Source organism: Mycobacterium sp. NGS19, from assembly GCF_059813155.1.
The window spans coordinates 642,804-660,688 of sequence record NZ_JCALEB010000001.1; the positions used below are offsets into that span (position 1 = coordinate 642,804).

The 17,885-nt window shown below is 65.4% G+C and carries 18 protein-coding genes; 5 read left to right on the top strand and 13 right to left on the bottom strand.

Going from position 1 to position 17,885, the window contains the following annotated elements:
- Window positions 1-10: 10 nt before the first annotated feature.
- On the top strand, window positions 11-412 hold the full coding sequence (locus AC5Y4N_RS03320) for a hypothetical protein (protein WP_499907485.1): 402 nt from the start codon (window positions 11-13) through the stop codon (window positions 410-412).
- On the opposite strand, the gene AC5Y4N_RS03325 is transcribed toward AC5Y4N_RS03320, so the two are convergent.
- Genes AC5Y4N_RS03325 through AC5Y4N_RS03335 form a run of 3 tightly spaced genes read right to left on the bottom strand, consistent with a single transcriptional unit; the run spans window position 409 to window position 3,470 of the window.
- Window positions 409-1,557 (bottom strand): sulfotransferase family protein, encoded by a 1,149-nt coding sequence (locus tag AC5Y4N_RS03325; RefSeq protein WP_499907072.1) that lies wholly within the window; start codon window positions 1,555-1,557, stop codon window positions 409-411. The two genes, AC5Y4N_RS03320 and AC5Y4N_RS03325, sit on opposite strands and share 4 nt — an antisense overlap.
- On the bottom strand, window positions 1,554-2,339 hold the full coding sequence (locus tag AC5Y4N_RS03330) for an SDR family oxidoreductase (protein ID WP_499907074.1): 786 nt from the start codon (window positions 2,337-2,339) through the stop codon (window positions 1,554-1,556). Before AC5Y4N_RS03330 ends, AC5Y4N_RS03325 begins: the two co-directional genes overlap by 4 nt.
- Window positions 2,340-2,342: 3 nt before the next feature.
- A complete protein-coding gene (locus AC5Y4N_RS03335; RefSeq protein ID WP_499907076.1) occupies window positions 2,343-3,470 on the bottom strand; it encodes a hypothetical protein in 1,128 nt (375 codons plus the stop codon).
- Window positions 3,471-3,532: 62 nt separating this feature from the next.
- Between AC5Y4N_RS03335 and AC5Y4N_RS03340 the strand changes: the two genes are divergently transcribed.
- Both AC5Y4N_RS03340 and AC5Y4N_RS03345 read left to right on the top strand, forming a co-directional pair.
- Window positions 3,533-4,438, top strand: a complete 906-nt coding sequence (locus AC5Y4N_RS03340) for an IclR family transcriptional regulator (protein WP_499907078.1) — start codon at window positions 3,533-3,535, stop codon at window positions 4,436-4,438.
- A gap of 63 nt (window positions 4,439-4,501) precedes the next feature.
- Window positions 4,502-5,065, top strand: a complete 564-nt coding sequence (locus AC5Y4N_RS03345) for a hypothetical protein (protein WP_499907487.1) — start codon at window positions 4,502-4,504, stop codon at window positions 5,063-5,065.
- An 89-nt stretch (window positions 5,066-5,154) separates the two neighbouring features.
- On the opposite strand, the gene dmpG is transcribed toward AC5Y4N_RS03345, so the two are convergent.
- The 3 genes from dmpG to AC5Y4N_RS03360 are packed head-to-tail and all read right to left on the bottom strand — an operon-like array spanning window position 5,155 to window position 7,924.
- Complete coding sequence (dmpG, locus tag AC5Y4N_RS03350) at window positions 5,155-6,195, bottom strand: 4-hydroxy-2-oxovalerate aldolase (protein WP_499907080.1); 1,041 nt, start codon at window positions 6,193-6,195, stop codon at window positions 5,155-5,157.
- Window positions 6,192-7,124 (bottom strand): acetaldehyde dehydrogenase (acetylating), encoded by a 933-nt coding sequence (locus tag AC5Y4N_RS03355; RefSeq protein ID WP_499907082.1) that lies wholly within the window; start codon window positions 7,122-7,124, stop codon window positions 6,192-6,194. Before AC5Y4N_RS03355 ends, dmpG begins: the two co-directional genes overlap by 4 nt.
- Before the next feature lie 14 nt (window positions 7,125-7,138).
- Window positions 7,139-7,924, bottom strand: coding sequence for a 2-keto-4-pentenoate hydratase (locus AC5Y4N_RS03360; protein WP_499907084.1), 786 nt, complete (start codon window positions 7,922-7,924; stop codon window positions 7,139-7,141).
- A gap of 74 nt (window positions 7,925-7,998) precedes the next feature.
- Here AC5Y4N_RS03360 and kstD point away from each other — a divergent pair, with 74 nt between their 5' ends.
- Together kstD and chsH3 are read left to right on the top strand one after the other, a co-directional pair.
- Window positions 7,999-9,681: a 3-oxosteroid 1-dehydrogenase gene (kstD, locus tag AC5Y4N_RS03365; protein WP_499907086.1), complete on the top strand. Its 1,683-nt coding sequence runs from the start codon at window positions 7,999-8,001 to the stop codon at window positions 9,679-9,681.
- A 1-nt stretch (window position 9,682) separates the two neighbouring features.
- On the top strand, window positions 9,683-10,543 hold the full coding sequence (chsH3, locus tag AC5Y4N_RS03370; RefSeq protein ID WP_499907088.1) for an enoyl-CoA hydratase ChsH3: 861 nt from the start codon (window positions 9,683-9,685) through the stop codon (window positions 10,541-10,543).
- Window positions 10,544-10,683: 140 nt separating this feature from the next.
- Here chsH3 and AC5Y4N_RS03375 read toward each other — a convergent pair whose 3' ends face one another.
- From AC5Y4N_RS03375 to AC5Y4N_RS03405, 7 genes are all read right to left on the bottom strand, one after another.
- Window positions 10,684-11,235 (bottom strand): hypothetical protein, encoded by a 552-nt coding sequence (locus AC5Y4N_RS03375; RefSeq protein ID WP_499907090.1) that lies wholly within the window; start codon window positions 11,233-11,235, stop codon window positions 10,684-10,686.
- Window positions 11,236-11,813: 578 nt separating this feature from the next.
- Window positions 11,814-12,974: a 17-hydroxy-3-oxo-4-pregnene-20-carboxyl-CoA lyase gene (gene ltp2, locus AC5Y4N_RS03380; protein ID WP_499907092.1), complete on the bottom strand. Its 1,161-nt coding sequence runs from the start codon at window positions 12,972-12,974 to the stop codon at window positions 11,814-11,816.
- On the bottom strand, window positions 12,971-13,372 hold the full coding sequence (locus tag AC5Y4N_RS03385; RefSeq protein WP_499907094.1) for a MaoC family dehydratase: 402 nt from the start codon (window positions 13,370-13,372) through the stop codon (window positions 12,971-12,973). Before AC5Y4N_RS03385 ends, ltp2 begins: the two co-directional genes overlap by 4 nt.
- Window positions 13,369-14,328, bottom strand: a complete 960-nt coding sequence (locus AC5Y4N_RS03390) for a bifunctional MaoC family dehydratase N-terminal/OB-fold nucleic acid binding domain-containing protein (RefSeq protein ID WP_499907096.1) — start codon at window positions 14,326-14,328, stop codon at window positions 13,369-13,371. The genes AC5Y4N_RS03385 and AC5Y4N_RS03390 overlap by 4 nt, the downstream gene beginning before the upstream one ends.
- Complete coding sequence (gene fadE29 / locus AC5Y4N_RS03395) at window positions 14,325-15,488, bottom strand: acyl-CoA dehydrogenase FadE29 (protein WP_499907098.1); 1,164 nt, start codon at window positions 15,486-15,488, stop codon at window positions 14,325-14,327. Before fadE29 ends, AC5Y4N_RS03390 begins: the two co-directional genes overlap by 4 nt.
- Entirely contained in the window at window positions 15,488-16,510 is a 1,023-nt protein-coding gene (locus AC5Y4N_RS03400) for an acyl-CoA dehydrogenase family protein (RefSeq protein WP_499907100.1), read from the bottom strand. Before AC5Y4N_RS03400 ends, fadE29 begins: the two co-directional genes overlap by 1 nt.
- Complete coding sequence (locus tag AC5Y4N_RS03405) at window positions 16,510-17,799, bottom strand: cytochrome P450 (protein WP_499907102.1); 1,290 nt, start codon at window positions 17,797-17,799, stop codon at window positions 16,510-16,512. The genes AC5Y4N_RS03400 and AC5Y4N_RS03405 overlap by 1 nt, the downstream gene beginning before the upstream one ends.
- Window positions 17,800-17,885: the final 86 nt, after the last annotated feature.

A 17,885-nucleotide genomic window follows, 5' to 3' on the forward strand; every position in this document is an offset into this window, starting at 1 on the left:
CGCTCGCTCGATGCTGCTGGTGCACGGCGCGCACGACGACGACCATCCGCACCCGTCCGGCGGCGGTGGCGGGCCCCGCCCGCAGCCGGTCGTCGACCCGCACCGGGCCGCGCAGTTACGAGAGGCGACGCAGCGCGACCGCGAACGTTATCTGACGTGGGGCCTGCAGCCGGTGGATTGCCGGTTCTGCCACGTCTCCGTGCAGGTCAAGAAGCTGGGCCCCGGACACACCGCGGTGCAATGGGATTCGGCTGCCACACAGCGATGCGCTTACTTCACCGAAGTGCGCGAGTCAGGCGGGATGCCGCAGCGCGCCCGGACCTGCCCGAGGCTGGCGGACAGCATCGAGCACGCGATCGCCGAAGGGGTGCTGCCGCGGGTCCCCACCGCCCCGCCGCCGGGCGACGGCTAGGTCAGGCCCTCGAACCGGGCCTTGACCTGCTCGGCGGTCAGCCCGTAATCCTCGAGGGAATACGTGTGTTTCGGTGCGCGCGGCCCCTTCTGACTCTCGGCGTGCATGTGCTGCATCGCCGCCAGCGCTGCGTCGCTGAGCTCGATTCCGAAGTATTGGTAGATGGCCTCGACGGTGCCGATCGGGTCGGTGACGAAGTCCTTGTAGTCGACGTCGTAGAACTGTGCCGGATCATGTTGGGCCCGCACCGCGTTGAACCGCTCGAGACCACGCGCCCAGGTGTCCAGGGAGTCGGCGCCGATGGTGGCGCCGACGAACGTCGTCGACCAGCCCTCGGTGGCGTGCTCGGCCAGCGAGCACATCGATGCCATCAGCGTCTCCGCCGGTCGATGGCATTGCACCACAAGCGCATCCGGGAATGTGGCCATCAGCGCGTCGAGCGCATGTAAATGGCTGGGGTTCTTCAGCACCCAGCGCTTGCCGACGTCGTTGAGCCCGATCAATTGCAGATTCTTGCGGTAGCGCCGGTACGCCGGTGTCCAGTCCTCCTTCGCCAGCCACTGCGCATACGTCGGCAAGTGCGCGAGCGTCTCGTAGGCGACCGCGTGCAGCGACTGCCGCAGCAGCTGCCAGCATTCCTCGACCTCGTCGGCGCTCATGAAGTGCAGGCCCATGAACTCCGGATTCTCGACGTGGTGCTGTTCGAACTGCGCGTTGAGCCGCTGGAACACCGGATTGCTGTCCCACGTTTCGCGCGGCGGCCGGGGCTGCGGATATTCAGCCAGCCACATCTGAATGCCTTGGTGCGAGGGGTCGGCACTCAACAGCCGATGCAGTGCGGTGGTGCCGGTGCGTGGCAGTCCGGTGACGAAGATCGGCCGCTCGACGGGCACGTCGACGTAGTGCGGGTACTGTTTCCAACCTGCCTGGGCCAGCAGCCTCGCGGCAAGCGCGCCACGCAGATACACGCGGCAGATCTTGCTGCCGAACGGTGTCAGGCCGGCCTCGCGCCGATACGAGTCGAGGATGACGGCGAGGCCTTCCAGGTAGTTGTCGTCGTCGGGACCGAAGTCGTCCAGACCGACCAGCCGCGACGCAGATTCCAGCAGATCGTCGACCGTGCCGACGTCCGTGCGGTCGCTCACGCCTTGTACTCCCCGCAATTCACATCGAGCGTCTGCCCGGTGATACCACTCGACAGGTCGCTGGCGAAAAAGATGATGGCCGAAGTGACTTCGTCCTCGGTGGGCAGGCGTTTGAGATCCGAGTTCGCTGCCGTCGCGGCGTAGATCTGGTCCACCGTGGTGCCGTACTTTCCGGCCTGGTGGGTGAAGTACGCTTTCAACGTCTCACCCCAAATATAGCCTGGCACAACAGAATTCACTCGGATGCCGTTTTCGCCGAGCTCGGTCGCCAGCGACTGCGACATCGCCAGCAGCGCCGACTTGGCCATCTTGTAGGCGCCGTACTTCGCCTGGGAGTGGCGGATCACCATCGAGTTGACATTCACCACCGAGCCGTTGGCTTCCGCAAGAGTGGGCGTGAAGCCCTGGATCAATCGCAGTGCGCCCAGCACAGTCAGCTCGATCGCATCGCGGATGTGCTGAAACGTGGTGTCGGCCAAGGGCTTCATCGAGGGCACCCGAAACGCGTTGTTGATCAGCACGTCGACCCGCCCGTACGCCGCCAGTGACGCGTCGACGAGGTTCTTGACCTGGTCGTCGTCGGTGATGTCGGTGGCGACGGCCACGGCGCGGCGGCCGGTGTCGCTGATTTGTTTGGCGACATTGTCGAGCCGCTGCGCGGTGCGCGCCGCCAAGACCAGGTCTGCGCCGTTCTCCGCGCATCGCCGGGCCAGCGTCGTGCCCAGCGCCGGACCGACGCCGCTGATGCATACAACCTTTCCCGCTAGCAAGCCTTCAGGCATGCCTCACCCCAGCATTCTCGTGGCGATTGCGTGTTGCCGCTCGGCAATGCGCGCGCGCCAGTCTTCGTCGGAAATCTTGTTGTGTTCGTAGTACGGCAATGCCGCCGGCACGTCGTCGACGTTCACCACTTCGGCAGAGGGCCCGTCGGCCTCGGTGAGCTCCCGCGACACCCGCTGCCATCGGAACTGCAGAAAGCCTCTGCGGTGCCCGAGGGTCTCCACCCAATTGGTGACACCGGGATTGCGGTCGGCGACGACGATCCGGATCTTTCCGTCCGGATCCTTTTGCGCCTGAGTAGCATTCAGTGACGTCTGGTGGTTGATGTAGTCCAGCGAGATGTACCACATGCTGCCCAGCTGGAATCCGAGGTAGGGCGCGTCGGACACCGGGATCGTGATCAGCAGGGCCTGGTCCGGCGTCAAGTCGAAGTGGCCCACAGACGAATACTGGGTGGCCAAACCACCGGGCGTAAGCCGCGGTGGTGTCAGGGTGTTGACGGGCAGTTTGAGGTAAAACCATTGCGGGAACTGCAGCCACGTCTTGATTCGGTTCACCAGCTGCTTGCCTGCTGTGGCATAGCGCTTTTCGATCGTCTCGCGGGTCAGCGGCGGCGGCGCGGTGCCCGCGGTGTCGACACGCTTGATCGCGATCGTGCCGCGCCGCTGCGACCAGTCGCCGTACACCTCGCGCACCACGAGCTGAGCGGGCGCCTTCGGGGTGAACCGCCACTCGAAGCTGCCGTCGGGGGCGATGTCGAGCTCGCGGTCGTCGAACGCCGCCTCGCTGACCGGCACCCCTTCGTCGGTGTATTCACCGCCGAGCAGCTGGAAACTCAGATCAGTGGTCGTGCCGCGCACCCCGGACACGACGTACTGGTGACCGGCCTGCACACGCGTCCCGAAATACAGCGTGTCCGGGTTGTCCAGGCCCATCTTCGTGAACGGCCCTGTGCCGCTGAGGAAGAACGGGTGATCACGGTCGTAGTGGAACGACACGTGCGTGCACGCGGCGATTCCTTGCGCGAGATATTGCAGACCTTCGAGGAGGTCGGCTTCTGTCTCGATGTGAGGCGCGGCCGCGACGAGCTTCTCCGCCTCGGCGATCGCTTCGGTCAACGGGTCGGTGTACACCGGCCTGAGACTAGAACGTGTTCCAACTTCGCGTCAACATATTGGTCCAGTACGGTCCATATATGGACCATGATCCCGGAGCGACACGGCGGGCGTCACCGCCGACCGAACGGGTGGTGCGCATGCTCGACTTCTTGTCGCGCCATCCGCAGGACCGATTCGGCGTCTCGGAACTAGCCCGGCGGGTACAGCTGAGCAAGCCCACGTGCCTCGGCATGGTCGCGACGTTGACAGAGGCCGGCTACTTGATCAGAGACGAACGCGACAAGACATACCGGCTGGGCCCGGCGCTGATCACTCTCGGCCACCGCGCACAAGAGGCGATGCGGGTCAGCCCTGCCGCCCGTGACGAATTGCGCCGCCTGTCAAGACGATTCGGGACGACGGCAGCATTGTCGGCGGTGGTCGACGACCGGATCACGCTGCTGGAGCTGGTGAGCCCGCCGGGCGCGGGGGTGGGCGTCGAAGTGGGGCAGAGCTATCCGTTCGCGCCGCCCGTGGGGTTGATGTTCGTGCTCTGGGACGACGAAGCCGTCCACGACTGGCTGGCCAAGGAACCGACCATTCCGCTGCGCACCGACACCGAACGGCTGCAGCGGGTGATCGCCGAATGCCGCTCGGACGGCTACCTGGTCGAGCGCCTGACGCCCAGCGGTCAGCGGCTGTATGCGCTGATGGCCGGGGTGTCGAACAGCCTGCCCGACGAACTGCGCGCGCTGCTCGGCGAGATCGTGTCCGATATCGGTGAGCGGGTTTACTTGCGCAGTGAGAACTCTGGCCGACGGCAGCGCCACGAGATCAGCGTGATCTCCGCCCCAGTGTTCGACCACCACCGGCGCCAAGCCATGGTTGCCTCCCTGCACATCGGCCGGGCACTCACCGACACAGAGATCACCGAGCGGGCGCGCGGACTGGTCGATGCCGCCGACGCGCTGACGGCTCAACTCGGCGGAGTCAAACCCTTCTGAGCGCCGATCGGGCTGCTATACCGACGGGCGATCGCCCGGCGTTACCCTGCGTCCGTGTCCACGATGTCTGCCTTTCGACGTTCACCCAGCCTGATCACTCTGATCACGGTGGGCGTCGTGCTGACCGCGTGCGCACACTCCGCCGAGACACCCGCCACGACGCCGCCCAGCCCGACCAGGTCGCCCACGTCGCCCACGTCGCCCACGTCGCCCACGTCGCCCACGTCGCCCACGTCGACGGTGGTCACTCCGCCAAAGGCGCAGTCCAAGAAGTGGATTGACCTCGACGTCGGCGACTGTCTTGCCGATCCGCCGCCGAACGACCCGAGCGTCGTCACTGTGACAGTGGTCGACTGTGCCACACCACATCAGGCAGAGGTGTACTTTCGCGGACCGCTGACGGTCGACGCGGCCGTGCCCGAAGTGGCAAACCCTAAGTGCCGCAACGAGTTCAGAGCCTACACCGGGCAGTCAACCGATGTCGGCGGGTTTGCGATCACCTACCTGGTGGACTCCAATCAGGACCGCACGACGTTCGCGCCGACGGCAGGGCCCGCGCCGAGCACGGTGATCTGTTTGCTCGAACCCGCGAACCCGCGCCCCTTGACCGGGTCCGCGCGCCGCTGACGGACCGCACGGTCACTAGGCGCGAAGGTGCGCTGCGGTACGGCCGGTCTCGGTGTGTCGGCGTACAGACACGCGCGCTCGCGGAGGGACTAGACAGCCTGCTCGCGCTTGATTTCCAGGGCGATGTCGATCAACTGATCTTCTTGTCCACCAATGAGTTTGCGCTGCCCGGCCCGGTGCAGCAGCTGGTGCGCGGGCACCCCGTAGCGCTCGGCCTGGCGGATCGCATGCTTGAGGAAGCTCGAGTACACCCCCGAGTAGCCCATGATCAAGGCGTTGCGGTCGAGCAGGCATTCGGCGGGCATGGCCGGACGCACGACGTCTTCGGCGGCGTCGGCGATCTCGAAGAAGTCGATACCGGTCTTGACGCCGATCTTGTCGAACACCCCGATCAGCGCCTCGACGGGCGCGTTGCCGGCCCCGGCGCCGAATCGGCGGCAGCTGCCGTCGATCTGCTTGGCACCGGCCCGCACCGCCTCCACCGAATTCGCCACGCCCAAGCCGAGGTTCTCGTGGCCATGAAAGCCCACCTGTGCGTCGTCGCCCAGTTCGGCGACCAGCGCGGCAACCCGGTCGCGCACTCCCTCGAGGACCAGCGCGCCCGCGGAGTCGACGACGTACACACATTGGCAGCCCGCGTCGGCCATGATGCGGGCCTGCTTGGCCAGCGCCTCCGGCGGGATCGTATGCGCCATCATCAAAAAGCCGACCGTCTCCAGGCCTCGCTCGCGGGCCAGCCCGAAGTGCTGGATCGACACGTCGGCCTCGGTGCAATGCGTGGCGATGCGGCAGATCGACCCGCCGTTGTCCTGCGCCTCGATGATGTCTTCCTTGGTGCCCACGCCCGGAAGCATCAGAAACGCGATCTTGGCGTCCTTGGCCGTCTCGGCGGCCAGCTTGATCAATTCCTGTTCGGGCGTCTTGGAAAACCCGTAGTTGAACGACGAGCCGCCGAGTCCGTCACCGTGGGTGACTTCGATGACGGGCACGCCGGCGGCGTCCAGCGCCGCGACGATCGCGTGCACCTCGTCCTTGGTGAACTGGTGGCGCTTGTGGTGGCTGCCGTCGCGCAGCGACGTGTCCGTGATTCGGACGTCCCAGATCTCGTTGAAGAAGATGTCGGTGGTCATGCCTGACCTCCTGCTGGAGCGGACAGTAGTTCCTTGGCGATCTCCTCGCCCACCTTCGTGGCCGCCGCGGTCATGATGTCGAGGTTTCCGGCGTACGGCGGCAAGTAATCCCCCGCGCCTTCCACTTCGATGAAGGTGGTGACCAGCGCTTGACCGCCGGAGTTCAGCGACGGCGGGTCGAACTGCGGCTCGTTGAGCAGCCGGTAACCGGGTACATAGGTCTGCACCTCGGCGACCACGTCGTGAATCGACTGGGCGATCGCGTCGGTGTCCGCATCGTCGGGAATCGCGCAGAAGATTGTGTCGCGCATGATCATTGGCGGCTCGGCCGGGTTGAGGATGATGATCGCCTTGCCGCGCTGCGCGCCGCCGATCACCTCGACACCACGCTTGGTGGTCTTGGTGAACTCGTCGATGTTCGCGCGCGTCCCCGGCCCGGCGGACTTCGACGCGACCGACGCGACGATCTCGGCGTACGGCACAGCTCCACCTTGTTCGGTAACCGCACGAGACACCGCGTAGACGATCGGAATCGTCGCCTGTCCCCCGCAGGTGATCATGTTGACGTTGGGCGCATCGAGATGCTCGCGAAGGTTCGCCGGCGGGATCACCGCCGGGCCGACCGCAGCCGGCGTCAAGTCGATCGCGCGGATACCCGCTTCGGCGTACTTGGGGGCGGCCGCCTTGTGCACGTAGGCCGAGGTTGCCTCGAACAGCAGATCTGGTTTCTCGTCTTGGGCCAACAGCCAGTCCACCCCCTCATGGGTGGTCTGCAAACCCAGGTCACGCGCGCGCTTGAGGCCTTCGCTGTCCGGGTCGATGCCCACCATCCAGCGTGGTTCGAGCCATTCGGAGCGCAGCAGCTTGTACATCAGATCGGTGCTGATGTTGCCGGAGCCGACGATCGCGACGCTTGCTTTGGACGGCATAGTGCAATGCTCCTCTATTCGAAACTCAACCGCACGGACCCGAGTCCGTCGAACTCGGCGACGAAATGGTCGCCGGGCCGGGCGTCGATCGCGCGGGTGCACGAGCCCGGCAGGACGATGTCGCCCTTGCGCAGTCGCACACCGAAACTCTCCACCTTGCGGGCCAGCCACGCGACCGCGGTCACCGGATTGCCCAGCACGGCGTCGCTGCGGCCCTTGGCCACCACTTCGCCGTTGCGGGTGAGCACCGCGTCGATGCTCTTGATGTCGACGTCGCTCGGCTTCACGCGCTCCTTGCCGAGCACGAACCCCGCCGATGACGCGTTGTCGGCGATCGTGTCGCACAGCTTGATCTTCCAGTCGGTGATGCGGGTGTCGATCAACTCGATCGCCGGCGCGAACGCTTCGGTGGCGGCCAGTACGTCGTCTTCGGTGCAGCCCGCGCCGGGCAGGTCTGCGCCGAGGATGAATCCGACTTCCACCTCGACCCGCGGGTGCAGGTACCGGCTGGTCTCGACCGGCTTGTCCTCGAAGACCTCCATCTCGTCAAGCAAATGCCCGTAGTCGGGTTCGTCGACCCCCATCATCTGTTGCATCGCTTTGCTCGACAGGCCCACCTTGTGGCCGACCACTCGCGCCCCTTCAGCGACGCGCTGGCGGATGTTGATCAGCTGGATCTCATACGCGTCTACCACGTCTATCGTGGGGTTTCGGTCTGTCAGCGGGGCGATCGGCACCCGGCTGCGCTCGGCTTCGGCCAGGTCGGCAGCCAGTTCGTCGCGCCGTTGAACGCTGAGCATCTTCTGGTCGCCCCTCTGGTCGATCGGCGGGGTCGGTGGCGCCCGGCCGGGCCAATTCTATAACGTGTTCTAGTATGACTGTTCAGGAGTACGACGTCGTCGTCGTGGGAAGCGGTGCTGCCGGCATGGTAGCCGCGCTCACCGCCGCCCACGAGGGCTTGTCGGCCGTGGTGATCGAGAAGGCGCCACACTTCGGCGGCTCGACCGCTCGATCCGGCGGGGGCGTGTGGATCCCCAACAACGAGGTGCTCAAACGAGACGGTGTCACCGACACACCGGAGGCCGCGCGCACCTATCTGCACACGATCATCGGCGACGTCGTCGAGCCCGAACGCATCGACGCATACCTGGACCGAGCGCCGGAGATGTTGTCGTTCGTGCTGAAGCACACGCCGTTGAAGATGTGCTGGGTCCCTGGCTATTCGGACTACTACCCGGAGGCTCCCGGTGGGCGCCCCGGCGGGCGCTCGATCGAGCCGAAGCCGTTCGACGCGCGCAAGCTGGGTCCTGACGAGCCTTATCTAGAGCCACCATACGGCAAAGTGCCGATGAATGTTGTTGTGATGCAACAGGATTACGTGCGGCTCAATCTGTTGAAGCGCCACCCGGGCGGTGTGCTGCGCAGTTTGAAGGTCGGCGCCCGGACCATGTGGGCGAAAGCGACGGGCAAGAACCTGGTGGGAATGGGCCGCGCGCTCATTGCGCCCCTGCGGATCGGGCTGCGCGACGCCGGTGTGCCCGTACTGCTCAACACGGCGCTGACCGAGTTGTACGTCGAGGACGGTGTGGTGCGCGGCGTGTATGTCCGCGACACTACCGCCCCCGAAAGCGCAGATCCGCAACTCATTCGGGCGCGCCGCGGGGTGATCCTCGGCTGCGGCGGCTTCGAGCACAACGAACAGATGCGTGTCAAATACCAGCGCGCACCGATTTCCACCGAGTGGACCGTGGGTGCGAAGGCGAACACTGGCGACGGCATCCTGGCGGCCGAAAAGCTCGGTGCGGCACTGGAATTGATGGAAGACGCCTGGTGGGGGCCGACGGTGCCGCTCGTCGGTGCGCCGTGGTTCGCGTTGTCCGAACGCAATTCACCGGGCTCGATCATCGTCAACATGGCCGGTAAGCGGTTCATGAACGAGTCGATGCCGTATGTCGAGGCATGCCACCACATGTACGGCGGCGAGTACGGGCAAGGGCCCGGCCCCGGTGAGAACGTGCCCGCTTGGCTGGTGTTCGACCAGCGCTACCGCGACCGCTACATTTTCGCCGGACTGCAACCCGGACAACGCATCCCGAAGAAGTGGCTCGAGTCGGGTGTCATTGTGACTGCCGATACCCTCGACGAGTTGGCACAGAAGGCGGGGTTGCCGGCCGACGCCTTGAAGGCGACGGTCGAACGGTTCAACGGGTTCGCGCGGTCCGGAGTCGACGAGGACTATCACCGGGGGGAAAGCGCCTACGACCGCTACTACGGCGACCCGACCAACAAGCCCAATCCCAACCTCGGCGAGATCAGCCACCCGCCGTACTACGCGGCCAAGATGGTCCCGGGCGACCTCGGCACCAAGGGCGGCATCCGCACCGACGTGCACGGCCGTGCATTGCGCGACGACGGCAGCGTCATCCCGGGCCTGTATGCCGCCGGAAACGTCAGCGCGCCGGTGATGGGTCACACCTATCCGGGACCGGGTGGCACGATCGGTCCGGCGATGACGTTCGGCTACCTGGCCGCCCGGCACATCGCCGGAAAGGACTGAGATGCCGATCGATCCGTCTGTTGCCATCGGCGCGGAGCTGCCACCGGCCGAATTCAGCTGGACAAGTAGCGATGTGCAGCTGTACCACCTTGCGCTGGGCGCCGGTGCGGACCCGATGAACCCACGTGAGTTGAGTTATCTGGTGGACAACACCCCCCAGGTGCTGCCGACGTTCGGCAACGTGGCCCAGAGCTTCCATCTCACCGAGCCGCCGACCGTGCCGTTCCCGGGCATCGACATCGAGCTCGCCAAGATTTTGCACGGCGCCGAATCGGTGACCGTCGCCGGCCCGCTGCCGCCATCCGGCACCGCCCGCAGCACCAGCCGCGTCGTCGACATCTGGGACAAGGGCAAAGCCGCGGTGATCCTGACAGAGTCGACGGTCACCACCCTCGACGGCACGCCGCTGTGGAGCACCACACGGTCAATCTTCGCTCGCGGCGAGGGCGGTTTCGGCGGCGAACGCGGTCCGTCGCTGTCGTCCGCGCCGCCGGACCGGCCAGCTGATCACGAGATCCCGCTGCCGACGCTGCCGCAGCAGGCGCTGCTGTATCGGCTGTGCGGCGACCGCAATCCACTGCATTCCGATCCCGAATTTGCTGCGGCAGCGGGTTTTCCGCGGCCCATCCTGCACGGGTTGTGCACCTACGGCATCGCGTGCAAGGCGATTGTCGACGCGTGCCTGGACAGCGACGTCAGCCGGGTGCGGTCCTACGGCGCCCGCTTCGCCGGCGTGGTGTTTCCCGGCGAGATGTTGCGCGCGCGCATCTGGGAGGACGATGACCGACTGGTCGCCGTCGTCACCGCGCCCACGCGCGACGACGAGCCGGTCCTCTCTGGTGTGGAACTGCTTCCGGCATAAGCACTTTCACCGGCGGCCCGGATTAAGGCGTGCCGGCGCTGCGCCGCCGCCGTCGCACAACGCACTGGGCCGCCGGCATGGTGCCGACGGCCCAGTGTGGGTCGCTCCTGCCCCCTCGTCAGGAAGCGAGTTTCAGCCGATCAGCGGACGGCTCCGGCATCGACCGAACCGACAGTGGTCGGGCTGTCAGTTGTGGTGCTGGTGTTGTTGCCGGTGTTGGACCGCTGGCCGCCCACGTTCCCGTTCGCACCGAACACACTGAACTGAGTGTTGATGTTATTGCCGGACAGGAAGTTCACCGTGTTCGGGCTGTTCGGCCCCGTGTTGTTGGCGAATCCGAAACTCGGGAACGAGAACGGGTTCGGGTTGGCGACGACGCAGGTCGTCCCGCTGCCGGTGGTGGTGCTGCTGTTGTTTCCAGTGCGTGAACGCTGACCGCCGTTGAGGTTAGCCCCGAGGCCGCTGCCCTGGAAATTGAAGTTGTTGCCCGAGCCGATGTTGAACGTGTTCGGGCTGTTCGAACCGGTGTTGCTGAACGCCGAGATCCCGTTGCCGCAGGCGGCGTTGGCTTCGATCGGGGCGGCCGCGGTCGACAGCGCGACGCCGCCGAGGGTCAGACCACCGACGACCAGGCCGCCGCCGAGGGCGCGGGTCAGGGTGATGTGCTTGCGTGCGATGCGGTGCTTGCTCATTGTGGTAGCTCCTTTTGCCTTGTTGTGAGCAGCCTTGATTGAGCCGGGATTCGGCCGGCTTCGATAACGGACGAGAAACAGATGGCGGATGCCAGATCGATTTGCGTTGCTCTGTGATGCGCGCCGAGCAAATCAGTGACGCATCGGCGGCGCCCGACCGGGTAGTGACCGTCGGCGCCTCGTATCGGCCCTGCCTGTGAGCATTTCGACGGCCCCTAACCCTTGGTCTGTGGCCCTCCGGTGAGAGCCCCCCGGTAACTGCTGAGCAAACGATATGGCTTTGCTGAGTCTTGTGTCAAGCATCACAAACGATCGAGTTCAGCGAATCACGACATGATCACTAGCAAACCTATTGACACTGTCGTCAGCATCGCGGCACGGATTCCGTTGCACACTGGCAAACACCGGTGAAGCCGCAGGTAGGAACCCCACATGGGGATTGATCTTGAAATTGCCTGTGAGCGCAATGCGGGCACGCCGCCATCGGAGTCCGCTCGCTACGGATCCCAGCAATTGAGGATGTGCTCGCGGCAACGGACACGAATCACGCCCGCAAGCCGTGCGAAATGTTGCTGGAATTAACCCAGGATCAGGCCGGAGGTGGGTACGCCCGTGCCCGCGGTGACGAGGACGTGCTCGACATCTGGTACCTGGTTGACCGATGTGCCGCGCAATTGGCGCACGCCTTCCGCGATGCCGTTCATCCCGTGGATGTAGGCCTCACCGAGCTGGCCGCCGTGGGTGTTGATCGGCAGTCGGCCGCCGATTTCGATCGCGCCGTCGGCGATGAAGTCCTTGGCTTCACCCCAGCCGCAGAACCCCAACTCCTCCAGCTGAATCAGCGTGAACGGCGTGAAGTGGTCGTAGAGGATCGCCGTTTGGATGTCGGTGGGCTTGAGCCCGGACTGCTGCCACAGCTGCCGGCCTACCAAGCCCATCTCCGGCAAGCCGTCGAGTTCGTCGCGGTAGTAACTGACCATCGTGTACTGGTCGGGGCTGGAGCCTTGAGCGGCCGCCTCGATGACTGCGGACCGATGCTTGAGGTCCTTCGCCCGATCCGCAGAAGTCACCACGATAGCCACCGCACCGTCGGTCTCCTGACAACAATCCAGCAACCGCAGCGGTTCGGCGATCCACCGCGAGTTCTGGTGATCCTCGATGGTGATCGGCTTTTCGTAGAAGTAGGCCTTGGGGTTCTTGGCCGCATGCTTGCGGTCGGCCACCGAGATCGCACCGAAGTCGCGGCTGGTGGCCCCCGACAAGTGCATGTAGCGCTTGGCGATCATGGCCACCTGGGCAGCCGGCGTCGACAGTCCATGCGGGTACGAAAAGGAATTGTCGACGCCGGTGGAGTCGGCGTTTTCCGTCAGCCGGGTCTGCACCTGTCCGAATCGCATTCCCGAGCGCTCGTTGAAAGCCCGGTAAGCCACGACGACGTCGGCGACTCCGGTTGCGACGGCCATCGCCGCCTGCTGCACGGTCGCGCATGCGGCGCCGCCGCCGTAGTGGATCTTCGAAAAGAACGTCAGCTCACCCATTCCCGTCGCGCGCGCGACCGCAACTTCGGTGTTGGAGTCCATGGTGAACGTCGTCAGCCCGTCGACGTCTGCAGGCGTGAGCCCCGCGTCGTCGAGCGCGTCGAGCACCGCCTCTGCCGCCAATCGAAGTTCACTGCGTCCCGAGTTCTTGGAGAAGTCGGTGGCACCGATGCCGACGATCGCCGCGGTGCGGGACATCACGCTCCTCCTAGAGCCAACTTGACGGTCGCGATCACGTGGTCGCCTAAGCTGTTGCGGCCCAATACCTTGACCGTGACCAACCCGTCTTCCACCGCTGTCACCTCACCAGAGAACGTCACTGTGTCGTAGGCGTACCACGGCACACCCAGCCGCAGACTGATCGACTTGACCAACGCCGACGGTCCGGCCCAGTCCGTCACGAACCGCTCCACGAGTCCCGTGTCAGTGAGGATGTTGACGAAGATGTCCTTCGAGCCCTTTGCCTGCGCCTTGTCGCGGTCGTGGTGGACGTCCTGGAAATCCCGCGTCGCCAGTGCGGTCGAGATGATGAAGGTGGGGTCGCCGTAGAGCTTGAGCTCCGGCAGCCTGGTGCCGACTTGCACAGTTGGCGTACTCATGCGGCCGGCTCCCATGCGTACAGCGTCCACGCCGGTCCGGCAGTGCTGGCCGGAAAGTCGAGAAACGTTGCGCGGACCGGCATTCCGACTTCCACCGCCGACGGGTCGACGTTGCGCAGCTCGCCGAGCATCCGCACCCCTTCCTCGAGTTCGACAAGCGCGATGACGAACGGAAGCGTCCGGCCCGGGACCTTCGGGGCATGGTGCACCACGAAGCTGAACACGGTGCCCTTGCCGCTCGCGACGACGTAGTCGGTGGGCGCCTCTTTGTCCTGCCACACCGCAGGCAGAGGCGGGTGCTGCAAAGTGCCGTCGGGCCTGCGCTGGATGCGCAGCTCGTGCTCCTTGACGCCGTCCCAGAAGAACTGAGTGTCGCGTGACACCGCCGGGCGCATCAACGCATCGGGGTCCAGGTCATCAGGCACGTCGCTTACTTGGTCGCGGTCCTTGGGCCGGAATTTCAGGATGCGCCAATTCATTTCGGCGACGTCCTCGTCACCGACCTGCCAGGTGATGCGCTGGTTGATGAAATAGCCCTCGCCCAGCGCGGTCTGCTTCGGCCCGATCACGTCGGTCAGCTCGGCGGTGACACTGACCCGTTCGCCGGGCTGCAGGTAGCGGTGGTAGGTCTGCTCGCAATTTGTGGCCACCACACCGACGTAACCGGCCTCGTCGAACACGTTGATGATGCGGCCCAGCGGGTCGTCGTCGGGACGCTGCCCGCCCAGACCGAACATCGTCCAGACCTGAATCATGGCCGGCGGAGCCACGATCCCGGGGTGACCGGCCGCCCGAGCTGCCTGCTCGTCGACGTAGACGGGATTGCGGTCGCCGATCGCCTCGACCCAGTTGTTGATCATCGGCTGGTTCACCGGATCGCGGGCGACGCGCGGCTTGCTGCGCCCCGAGGCCTTGACCTGTTCGACAGCCGCCGCGATGTCCTCGTGCCCGCTCACCTCGGCACCCTCGGCACTTTCAAGCCCGACGCCGCGATCATTTCTCTCATCACTTCGTTCACGCCTCCGCCGAACGTGATCACCAAGTTGCGCTTGGTCTGCTGGTCCAGCCAATACAGCAGGTCCGCGGTGTCGGGCTCGGCGGGGTTGCCGTACTTACCGACGATCTCCTCGGCGAGCCGCCCGATGTATTGAATCCGTTCTGTGGCAAACACTTTCGTTGCCGCCGCGTCGGCCACGTCGATTGTCTCACCCGCCGCAGCCACCTGCCAGTTCAGCAATTCGTTGATGCGCCAGGTCGCGCGAATCTCGGCGAGTGCGCGCCGTACGTCGTCGTGGTCGATCGGCGTGACCCCGTCACCGCCGGGCTTAGCCGCCCAGGCATGCACACGGTCGTAGATGCCGGCGAACTTGCCGGCCGGTCCCAGCATCACCCGCTCGTTGTTGAGCTGGGTGGTGATGAGCCGCCAGCCACCGTTCTCCTCGCCCACCAACATGTCGACCGGCACGCGCACGTCGTTGTAATAGGTCGCGTTGGTGTGGTGGGCGCCGTCGGACAGGATGATCGGCGTCCAGGAGTAACCGGGATCCTTGGTGTCGACGATCAGGATCGAGATGCCCTTGTGTTTCACCGCATCGGGGTCGGTTCGGCACGCCAGCCAGATGTAGTCGGCATCGTGGGCGCCGGTGGTGAAGATCTTCTGACCATTGACGATGTACTCGTCGCCGTGGCGAACAGCGGTGGTGCGCAGCGACGCCAAGTCGGTGCCGGCCTCCGGCTCGGTGTAGCCGATCGCGAAATGAACCTCGCCGGCGAGGATGGCGGGCAGAAACTTCTTCTTCTGCGCCTCGCTGCCATATACCTGCAGGGTTGGTCCCACCGTCTGCAACGTCACGGCCGGCAGCGGCACATCGGCACGCTGGGCCTCGTTGACGAAAATCTGCTGTTCGATGGGCCCAAAACCCAAGCCGCCGAACTCTTTCGGCCACCCCACGCCGAGCTTGCCGTCCTGGCCCATCCGACGGATCACGGCGCGGTAGGCCTTACCGTGCCGATCGTTCTCCATCTCCTCGCGCTCCTCCGGCGAAATGAGATTCGAGAAGTATTGCCGCAGGTCGGCTTGGAGCTGCCGCTGTTCGGGAGTCAGGTCGACGAACATTACGCTCCCACGCTTTCCAGACCCGAAAGGACACCGAGACGATGCGACGGGCCGCCCAGCAAGCGGGTCAGGTCCTTGATCGTCGAGTAGTACCGCGGCATCGGGTAGGTGATGTCCATACCCATCCCGCCGTGCAGGTGGTGACAGATCTGCATGACCCGCGGCGCCTGCGACGTCAGCCAGTAACCGAGCACAGCGAGGTCGTCGTCGGCGTCACGCCCCTCGGACAGGCGCCAGGCCACGGACGTCGACGCCAAATCGATGGTGCGCGAAGCGATGTACACCTCTGCCAACTGCGCGGCGACTGTCTGGAAGGTCGACAGCGGCTTGCCGAATTGCTGACGGGTTCCGACGTAGTCGGCGGTGAGCCGCAACGCGCCGGCGACCAGACCGGCCGCATACGCGCCGATCATCGCCAGCGCCAATTGGTTCACGCGCTGCACAGCCGCGCCCTCCAGAACGTCTTCGGATGCCACCGCGACGTCGCAGAACGTGACAACATACTCGTCGCTGCCGTTCGACGTCCGCGTCTCGACCAACTCGACGCCCTCGGCCTTCGGTGACACCACGACCACCCTGCTGTCGGCCGTCACGATCATCCAGTCGGCCTGTTCTGCGTACGGCACACCGATTTTGGTGCCGCTCAACGTGTTGTTGGCGAACGTGGTCGCCGGCCGGTCCGGCAGTGCTGCGCCCGGCTCGTTGAGCGCCGCGGTGAGCACGGCCCCGTCCGCAACACCGGCCAGGTACCGGTCCTGCTGCGCGTCGGAGGCGAGGTCGAGCAGCGGCACCACCGCCAGGCCGAGCGTCGCCAGTGCGGGACTGATGGTGCCGTGGCGCCCGATCTCGGTGAGGGCCGTCGCCACCTCAGCCAGGCCCACCCCGTCGCCGCCCAGACGCTCGGGCACCGGCAGCGCGGTCACGCCGCCGGAAATCAATGCGTCCCAACTGTTTTCGCGGTCCAGGACAGCGCTGACGACGTCGACCACCGCCTGCTGGGCAGGTTCGAGCGTGAAGTCCATCAGACGGCGCCTGTGTGCGTCGGCGACGCGCCGGCGGGCGCGTGATCCACCGGGCACTTACCCGTGTAGTCGACCTGCCAGTGCTTGATCCCGTTGAGCCAGCCGGACCGCAGCCGGTCCGGCGCGGACAGCGGCTTCAGATCGGGCATGTGGTCGGCGACCGCGTTGAAGATCAGGTTGATCGTCATCTTGGCCAGGTTCGCGCCGATGCAGTAGTGCGCGCCGGTGCCACCGAAGCCGACGTGCGGGTTGGGCTGGCGCAGGATGTCGAATCGGTGCGGGTTCTCGAACACTTCTTCGTCGAAATTGGCTGAGCGATAGAACATCACCACCCGCTGCCCCTTCTTGATCTGCACCCCGGACAGCTCGGTGTCCTCGAGCGCGGTGCGCTGGAACGCGGTCACCGGGGTTGCCCAGCGCACGATCTCGTCGGCAGCGGTTTCGGGGCGCTCGCGTTTGTACAGCTCCCATTGGTCCGGGTTCTGCGAGAACGCGATCATGCCGTGGGTGATGGAGTTGCGGGTGGTCTCGTTGCCGGCCACCGCAAGCATCACGACGAAGAAGCCGAACTCGTCGTCGGAGAGCTTCTCTCCGTCGATGTCGGCCTCGATCAGCTTGGTGACGATGTCGTCGCCCGGGTTCTTGCTGCGCTCCTCGGCCATCTTCATCGCGTACATGATCAGTTCGGCCGACGACTGCGCGGGATCGATGTGGGCGTACTCGGGATCCTCGTTGCCGGTCATCTCGTTGGACCAGCGGAAGATCTTGTCCCGGTCGTCCTGCGGTACGCCCAGCAATTCGGCGATCGCCTGCAGCGGCAGTTCACACGAGACCTGCTCGACGAAGTCGCCGGACCCCTGCGCGGCCGCGGCCCTCGCGATGTTCTGCGCACGGCGATCGAGCTCGTCGCGCAGCCGGCCGATCGCCCGCGGTGTGAAGCCGCGAGAGATGATCTTGCGCAGCCGGGTGTGGTGCGGGGCGTCCATGTTGAGCAGCACGTTGCGCTGCAGGTCGATCGCCTCGCGGGTCATCTCCTGAGGCCAGACGGGGATCGCCCCGTTCTGCCAGCTCGAGAAGACGTCGCTGCGCAGCGACACCTCCTTGACGTCTTTGTGCTTGGTGACTGCCCAATAGCCGGCGTCCCGGAAGCCGCCGGTGCCGCCCGGCACCTCGACCCAGTGGACAGGCTCCGCCTTGCGAAGTTCGGCCAGCTCAGCGATGGGAAGCCCCTTGACGTTGACATCCGGGTCGAGGAAGTCGAAGTTGGGGGGCAGGTTGGGGCAGGACATCCGCACTCCTTACTGCAACGTGTTCTAGTGCCATTGAAACACGCCTCATACGCAGATCAAAGGCACCGTTGCAAGGCAGCTTGGCA